The organism is Amycolatopsis kentuckyensis, from assembly GCF_002155975.1.
Lineage (GTDB): Bacteria > Actinomycetota > Actinomycetes > Mycobacteriales > Pseudonocardiaceae > Amycolatopsis > Amycolatopsis kentuckyensis.
In genome coordinates this window covers 1-6,631 of the sequence record NZ_MUMI01000609.1, presented here as the reverse complement: position 1 = coordinate 6,631, position 6,631 = coordinate 1, and the positions used below count along the sequence as shown (strand labels likewise).

Sequence of the window (6,631 nt, the reverse complement as noted above, 5' to 3'; positions counted from 1 at the left end):
TGGGGGTCCGACCCCCAGAACAAACGCGAAGGAGGGGCATGTTCGCGCTTTCCGCGAACACACCCCTCCCAACCTCTGTAGCGGGGACAGGATTTGAACCTGCGACCTCTGGGTTATGAGCCCAGCGAGCTACCGAGCTGCTCCACCCCGCGTCGTGGCACCTACCTTACGCCCTCGTTTCGCGGGGGTGCAAAGCAGGTGCCGTTCGCGTTACCGACGTCACCCTCCGGGCTGGGTGCTGGGCGGTGTCGTGCTGGTTCCGGGGGCCGCGGTTTTGGCTGCTTCGTAGGCCTTGGCTGCCGCGTCGAGGGCGGCCAGGGCGGCGCCTTGGTCGGTGAAGTTGCCGGATTGCTGGGCGGCTTTGAGCTTGGCGATGGCGGACTGGATGTCGGCGACGGCCCGGTCGAGGGCCGCGTTGCCGCCGCCGCTGTTGGGCGGTGGTGTGGTGGGGCTGGTGGGTGTCGTCGGTGTTGTCGGCTGCCCGGATTGGGGTGGGGTGGTGGTGGCTTCGCCGGTGCCGGCGCCGAAGACCTGGTCGAGGGCTTCCTGGAGGGTGGCTCCGTAGCCGACCTTGGGGCCGTAGGAGACGAGGACGCGGGCCAGCTGCGGGTAGCTGTTCTGGTTGCGCTGCCGGATGTAGACGGGTTCGACGTAGAGGAAGCCGTCGGCGACCGGGAGGGTGATCAGGTTGCCGTAGATGGGGGTGACGTTGGGGTTGTTGAAGAGGGTGCGGTCCTGGGCGACGCGGGAGTCGCTCTGGAACCGGTTCTGGACTTGGACCGGGCCGTCGACCTGGGTGGCTCCGGTGGCCGCGCTGGGTAGCTGGAGCACGCGGATCTTGCCGTAGTCGGCCGGGTCGGAGGACACCGACATCCAGGACGCGAGGTATTGGCGCTGGAGGCCGGTCAGTGAGCTGGTCAGCTGGAACGTCGGCTTGGCCTGGCCGGGGGTGTCGGCGAGGACGTAGTAGCCGGGCTGGTTGGCCGCGCCGGCCGCGGCCGGGTTCGAGCCGCCTTCGGCGGTCGGGTCCTGCGGGACGCTCCAGAAGGCCTGCTGCGAGTAGAACTCCTGCGGGTTGCTGACGTGGTAGCGCGAGAGCAGTTCCCGCTGGATCTTGAAGAGGTCCTCGGGGTAGCGGAAGTGGGCTCGCAGGTCCGGGGAGATCTCGGAGCTGGGCTTCACGAGGCCGGGGAAGACCTTCTCCCAGGCGTTGAGGACCGGTTCCTTGTCGTCGATCGAGTACAGCGTCACGCTGCCGTTGAAGGCGTCGACGGTGGCCTTGACCGAGTTGCGGATGTAGTTGATGGAGCTGTTGGCCTGGCGGGCGACGCCGTTGAGGGAGTCGTTGGTGGCCGCGCCGAGCTGGGTCTGCTGGGCGTACGGGAAGTTGTTGAGCGTGGTGTAGCCGTCGATGATCCATTGGATCTTGCCGTCGACGACGGCCGGGTACGGGTCGCCGTCGAGGGTCAGCCACGGCGCGACCTTGCTGACGCGGTCGCGCGGGTCGCGGTTGTACATGATCTTGGAGTTGTCGCCGATGGCGTCGGAGAACAGGATGTTCCGTTCGCCGTACTCGGCGGCGAAGGCGAGGCGGTTGAACCAGTTGTCGATCGGGACGCCGCCGCTGCCCGTGTACTTGTAGCGGTCCGTGGCGGTGTCGTACTCGCCGGGCGCGTTGCCGGTGGTGCCGCCGACGATGGCGTAGTCGGATTCCGCGGCGGACAGCTCACCGTAGTAGATGCGGGGTTCCTTGACCTCGATGCCGGGCTGGCCGGTCGCGGGTGCGCCGGCGCCCGCCGGGTTCTGCGTGTCACTGGTCGTGGCGATCGGGTAGCCGCCGTCGGAGTTGGCGTCCTTGACCGCGCGGTCGATCGTGTTGGCGGGCGCGACGACGAAGCCGTTGCCGTGGGTGTAGACGAGGTGCTTGTTGATCCAGCTGGTCTGGTTGCCGGTGAGGCCCTCGGTCTTGATCTCCTTGGCGGCGACGATGTAGTCCTGCGTCACGCCGCCGACGGTGTAGCGGTCGATGTCCAGCTTGGCCGGGAAGCCGTAGAAGTTCTCGCGGCCGACGCGCTGGGTGAAGGTGTCGGAGAGGATGTTCGGGTCGAGCAGCCGGATGTTCGACATCGTCCCGTTGTCGCTCTTGATCTGGTCCGGGGTGGCGTCCGACTTGCCGGTGTAGGGCTGGTACTGGACGTCGGTGAGGCCGTAGGCGCGGCGGGTGGCGTCCATGTTGCGCTGGATGGACGTCGCTTCCTTCTCGTTCGCGTTCGGCTTGACCGAGAACTGGTCGAGGATGGCGGGCCAGGCGACGCCGACGAGGATGCCGGACAGGATGAGCAGCACCAGGGCGATGGCCGGGAGCTGCAGGTTGCGCAGGAAGGCCCCGGCGAAGAACGCGACCGCGCAGATCGCCGAGATGCACAGCAGGATCAGCTTCGCGGGCAGCACCGCGTTGAGGTCGGTGTAGGTGGCGCCGACGAACAGCGGCATGCCGCGGTCGGACAGCAGCAGGTTGTACCGGTCGAAGAAGTACTCGACCGCCTTCAGCAGCACGAAGAGCCCGACGGTGATGGCGAGCTGCGCGCGGGTCGGGCCGGCGAGCTGGCCGCCCTTGCCGGCCAGCCGGATGCCGCCGAAGACGTAGTGGGAGATCAGCGCGCCGAAGAAGGAGATGACGACGGTGATGAACAGCCAGCCGAGCAGCCAGTTGATGAACGGCAGGTCGAAGGCGTAGAAGCCGACGTCGTTGCCGAACTCGGGGTCGGTCTGGCCGAACGAGGTGCCGTTGAGGAACAGCTGCACGACCTGCCAGTCGCCCTGGGCGGACAGGCCGGCGATGAGGCCGGTCAGCACCGGGATGCCGACGCCGAAGAGGCGGATCCGGGCGACGATCGCCGAGCGGTAGCGCGCCAGCGGGTCGTCGGCGCCGGAGATCGGCACGAACACCGGGCGCGTCCGGTAGGCGATCATCAGGCTGATCGCCAGCGCTCCGCCGACGAGCAGGCCGACGGCGAAGAACAGGATGATCCGGGTCACCACCTGGGTGGTGAACACGCCGCGCGCGCCGACTTCGCCGAACCACAGCCAATCGACGTACGTGTCGAGGAGGCGGGCCCCGAGCAACAGCGCCAGCACGATCACCGCGGCGATGATGAGGAGGATCCGGCTCCGCCGGGACAGCTTCGGCAGGCTCACCGGGGGCCGAGTCGCCACGGCACACGCTCCTGTCTTCGTCAACACTTGAGCAGGGGCGCGTGCGCCCCCTGATTCCCTAACTCTACGGATGCCCGGTGAAGTTCCCGGGACCCGCCCAAACCGGACTCGCGACGTCGTGGCCCCGGCCGACCTGACACGATGTGCGCATGGCAGCGAACGAAGCGCGGCAGGCCGGCGTGTCCGCGCTCGCCCGTGAGATCGAGGAGTTCATGGCGGCGGGTGGCTGGGACCAGCCGCCGCAGCTGTTCGCGCTGGTGCCGACGGCGGCACTGCTGGACGAGCAGCCGGAGCTGGCCGGGCAGCTCGACCGGGCGAACCCGCTGACGCCGGTCGCCCAGGAGGCGCTGCCCGAGGGCGACCTGGCCGAGGCGCTGGGCCGGATCGCGTGGCCGGATCTGGTCATCGGCTGCGCGCTGGCCCAGGAGATCATCGTGCTGCCGCCGGGCTCGGAGTCGGAGCTGCCGGACGTCGCCGAGGCGGACGCCGAGAGCCTCCGCCGCGCGGCCGCCGACCACCCGCAGCGCACCGAGGCCCGCCTGGTCGCGGCCGTCGTGCGCGACGGGGAAGGCGCCTGCGTGATGCGGCTGCGCGGGATCGGCACGGCCGACGGCACCGACGAGACGGTGGACGAGATCGTGGAAAGCCCCGAGCTGGCGCCGAACCTGATCGAAGCGCTGAAGGCCACGCTGCTGCCCTAGCAGGACGCCGTCGGCCGTCCCGCCTTCAGGTTGGCCAGCTGGGCGAGCGCGTCGTCCAGTGTGGACACCTTGATGAGGTTGAGGCCGGCGGGCGCGGTGCTCTTGGCCTCGGGGCAGTTGTGCGCGGGCACCAGGAAGTCGGTGGCGCCGGCTTCGCGGGCGCCGACGACCTTGAACGAGATCCCCCCGATCGGGTCGACCTCGCCGGTCTCGGTGATCTCGCCGGTGCCGGCGATGTGCCGCCCGTCCGCGAGGTCGCCGGGCTGCAGCCGGTCGATGATGGCGAGGGTGAACATCAGCCCGGCCGACGGGCCGCCGACGTCCTGCAGGGAGATGTTGACGGTGAAAGGCGCGTCGGCGCGGTCGACCGCGGTGAGGCCGATGAAGCCCTCCTTGCGGTCGGGGCGCGCGGCGAGGGTGAGCGGCACGGTGCGCTCGGGCTGGCCGTCCGACTGGAAGGTGATCTGGACGGTCTGGCCGGGCAGGGTGCCGGTGAGCGCGGCCCGCACGTCGGCGGCCTCGACGATCTTCTTGCCGTTGACGGTGATCAGCTTGTCGCCGGGCGAGAGCACGTGGTCGGCCGGGCTGCCGGAGACGATCTGCTTCGCCAGCACCTTGATCGGGTAGCCCAGCTTGCGCAGGGCGGCGACCTGGGCGTTCGTCTGCGAGTCCTGCAGCTGCTGGATGTTCTCCTGCTTGACCTGCTCGTTCGTCTCGCCCGGCTTGAAGTACTCCTCGCGCGGGGCCAGCGCGTACCGGCCGCTCGCCCAGAAGCCGAGGCCCTGGAAGAGGGTGACGCCGTCGTGCAGGGAGACGGTCGTCATCCGCAGCTCGCCGGTGGTCGGGTGGGTCTCGTGCCCGGTGACCTGGATGACCGGGTTGCCCGCCGCGTCGCGACCCAGCGTGTCGTAGGTCGGGCCGGGGCTGATGGCCACGAACGGCACCGGGACGACCGAGCCGAGCACCACGAAGATCAGGAACAGCGAGCCGCTGACCACGAGCGTCCAGCCACGGCGGGTCATCCGGCGGGCCTCGCCGGCCGGCTCCGGCGCCGGTTCCGGGGCGCTCTTCGCGGGGGCGGTCTCCTCGGAGGACTTGGTCACGACCGACAGCGTACGGTGACCGCGTTCGCTTCCCGGTGAAGGCCACGGTTGACGCGCTCGACGACCCTCGACCCGCGTACGGTGGACACATGAGCAAACCCCCGTTCGGCTTCGGACCTTCCGATCCCGACAAACGAGGTGAGAACGACCCCTCGGAAGGCGGGCAGCAGTCCGGCGCCGAGGCCTTCAACCAGCTCGGGCAGATGCTGAGCCAGCTGGGCCAGATGCTCAGCCAGGCCGGCAGCTCAAGCGGGCCGGTCAACTACGACCTCGCCAAGCAGATCGCCCTGCAGACCCTCGGCAGCGAGGGCAACACCGGAGAGAGCAAGCTCGGCTTCCGCGGTGGTGACGACGCGAACGCGGCGGTCCGCGACGCGGCCCACCTGGCCGAGCTCTGGCTCGACGCGGCGACGGTGTACCCGGCCGGCGCGACGTCGACGGTCGCCTGGTCGCCGCGCTCCTGGGTGGAGAAGACGCTCCCGACGTGGCAGCGGCTGTGCGACCCGGTGGCCCAGCAGGTCTCGGGCGCCTGGATGCAGGCGCTGCCGGAGGAGGCCAAGCAGGCCGCGGGCCCGCTGCTCCAGATGATGGGGCAGATGGGCGGCATGGCCTTCGGCTCCCAGCTCGGCAACGCACTGGCCCAGCTCGCGTCGGAGATGCTGACCTCGACGGAGATCGGCCTCCCCCTGGCCCCGGCCGGCACCTCGGCCCTGCTCCCGGCGAACATCGAGAAGTTCGCCGAGGGCCTCGAGCTGCCGAACAGCGAGATCCTGGTCTTCCTGGCGGCCCGCGAGGCGGCCCACCAGCGCCTGTTCACCCACGTCCCGTGGTTGAGGCAGCGCCTGCTGGCGACGGTCGAGGAGTTCGCCCACGGCATTTCGGTGGACACGTCGGCCCTGGAGTCCCTGGCCGGCCGCATCGACCCGGCGAACCCGGCGAGCATCGAAGAGGCGATGTCTTCGGGGCTGCTGGAGCCCCAGACGACGGAGGAGCAGAAGGCGGCCCTTCGTCGCCTGGAGACGCTCCTGGCCCTGGTCGAGGGCTGGGTGGACGTGGTGGTGGCCGAAGCGGTGGGCGACCGCCTCCCGGGAGCGGACGCACTGCGCGAGACGCTGCGCCGCCGCCGCGCAACGGGCGGCCCGGCCGAGCAGACGTTCGCCACCCTGGTCGGCTTGGAGCTGCGCCCCCGCCGCATGAGGGACGCATCCAATTTGTGGAGCCTGGTGGGCGACCGCCACGGCACGGAGAAGCGCGACAGCCTCTGGTCCCACCCGGACCTGATGCCGACGGCCGAGGACCTCGACGAGCCGCTCGACTTCGCGGACCGAGTGGGTTCGGCAGGCTCGATCGACGACCTCGACCCGATCGCCGAGCTGGAGCGCACGGAGCAGGCAGAGCGTTCGGAGCGCGAGAAGAAGGACGAACCCCCGTCGGAAGAGGACGGCAAGCAGTCCTGAGCTGAGCTGCTGAGTCTCGGAGCTGCTAAGCCTCGGACCTTCGGAGCCTCGGAAGGCCGGTGCCCCTCCCCACTGCGGTGGGCGGGGCACCGGCTTTCTGCTGTCCAGGCCCCGCGCCGCCGACCATCAACGACCTCCCGCCACACCTCTCCCC

4 protein-coding genes and 1 tRNA gene are annotated in these 6,631 nt (G+C 69.9%); 2 read left to right on the top strand and 3 right to left on the bottom strand.

Annotated elements, in window-relative coordinates:
- Positions 1 to 78 precede the first annotated feature (78 nt).
- Positions 79 to 152, bottom strand: a tRNA-Met gene (locus tag CCN39_RS43540).
- 67 nt (positions 153 to 219) lie between these two features.
- A complete protein-coding gene (locus tag CCN39_RS43535) occupies positions 220 to 3,216 on the bottom strand; it encodes a UPF0182 family protein (protein ID WP_086852525.1) in 2,997 nt (998 codons plus the stop codon).
- A 149-nt stretch (positions 3,217 to 3,365) separates the two neighbouring features.
- On the opposite strand from CCN39_RS43535, the gene CCN39_RS43530 reads away from it, so the two are divergent.
- Positions 3,366 to 3,917, top strand: a complete 552-nt coding sequence (locus CCN39_RS43530; RefSeq protein WP_086852523.1) for a PPA1309 family protein — start codon at positions 3,366 to 3,368, stop codon at positions 3,915 to 3,917.
- Here CCN39_RS43530 and CCN39_RS43525 read toward each other — a convergent pair.
- A complete protein-coding gene (locus CCN39_RS43525) occupies positions 3,914 to 4,939 on the bottom strand; it encodes a YlbL family protein (RefSeq protein WP_208630642.1) in 1,026 nt (341 codons plus the stop codon). The genes CCN39_RS43530 and CCN39_RS43525 overlap by 4 nt on opposite strands.
- Positions 4,940 to 5,109: 170 nt before the next feature.
- Here CCN39_RS43525 and CCN39_RS43520 point away from each other — a divergent pair, with 170 nt between their 5' ends.
- On the top strand, positions 5,110 to 6,477 hold the full coding sequence (locus tag CCN39_RS43520) for a zinc-dependent metalloprotease (RefSeq protein WP_167455362.1): 1,368 nt from the start codon (positions 5,110 to 5,112) through the stop codon (positions 6,475 to 6,477).
- Positions 6,478 to 6,631 lie beyond the last annotated feature (154 nt).

What these genes read in the sequence shown, in the direction of transcription:
- CCN39_RS43530 (WP_086852523.1), top strand. Translation starts at nt 3,366, where the DNA reads ATGGCAGCGAACGAAGCGCGGCAGGCCGGCGTGTCCGCGCTCGCCCGT.
- CCN39_RS43525 (WP_208630642.1), bottom strand. Translation starts at nt 4,939, where the DNA reads ATGACCCGCCGTGGCTGGACGCTCGTGGTCAGCGGCTCGCTGTTCCTG.
- CCN39_RS43520 (WP_167455362.1), top strand. Translation starts at nt 5,110, where the DNA reads ATGAGCAAACCCCCGTTCGGCTTCGGACCTTCCGATCCCGACAAACGA.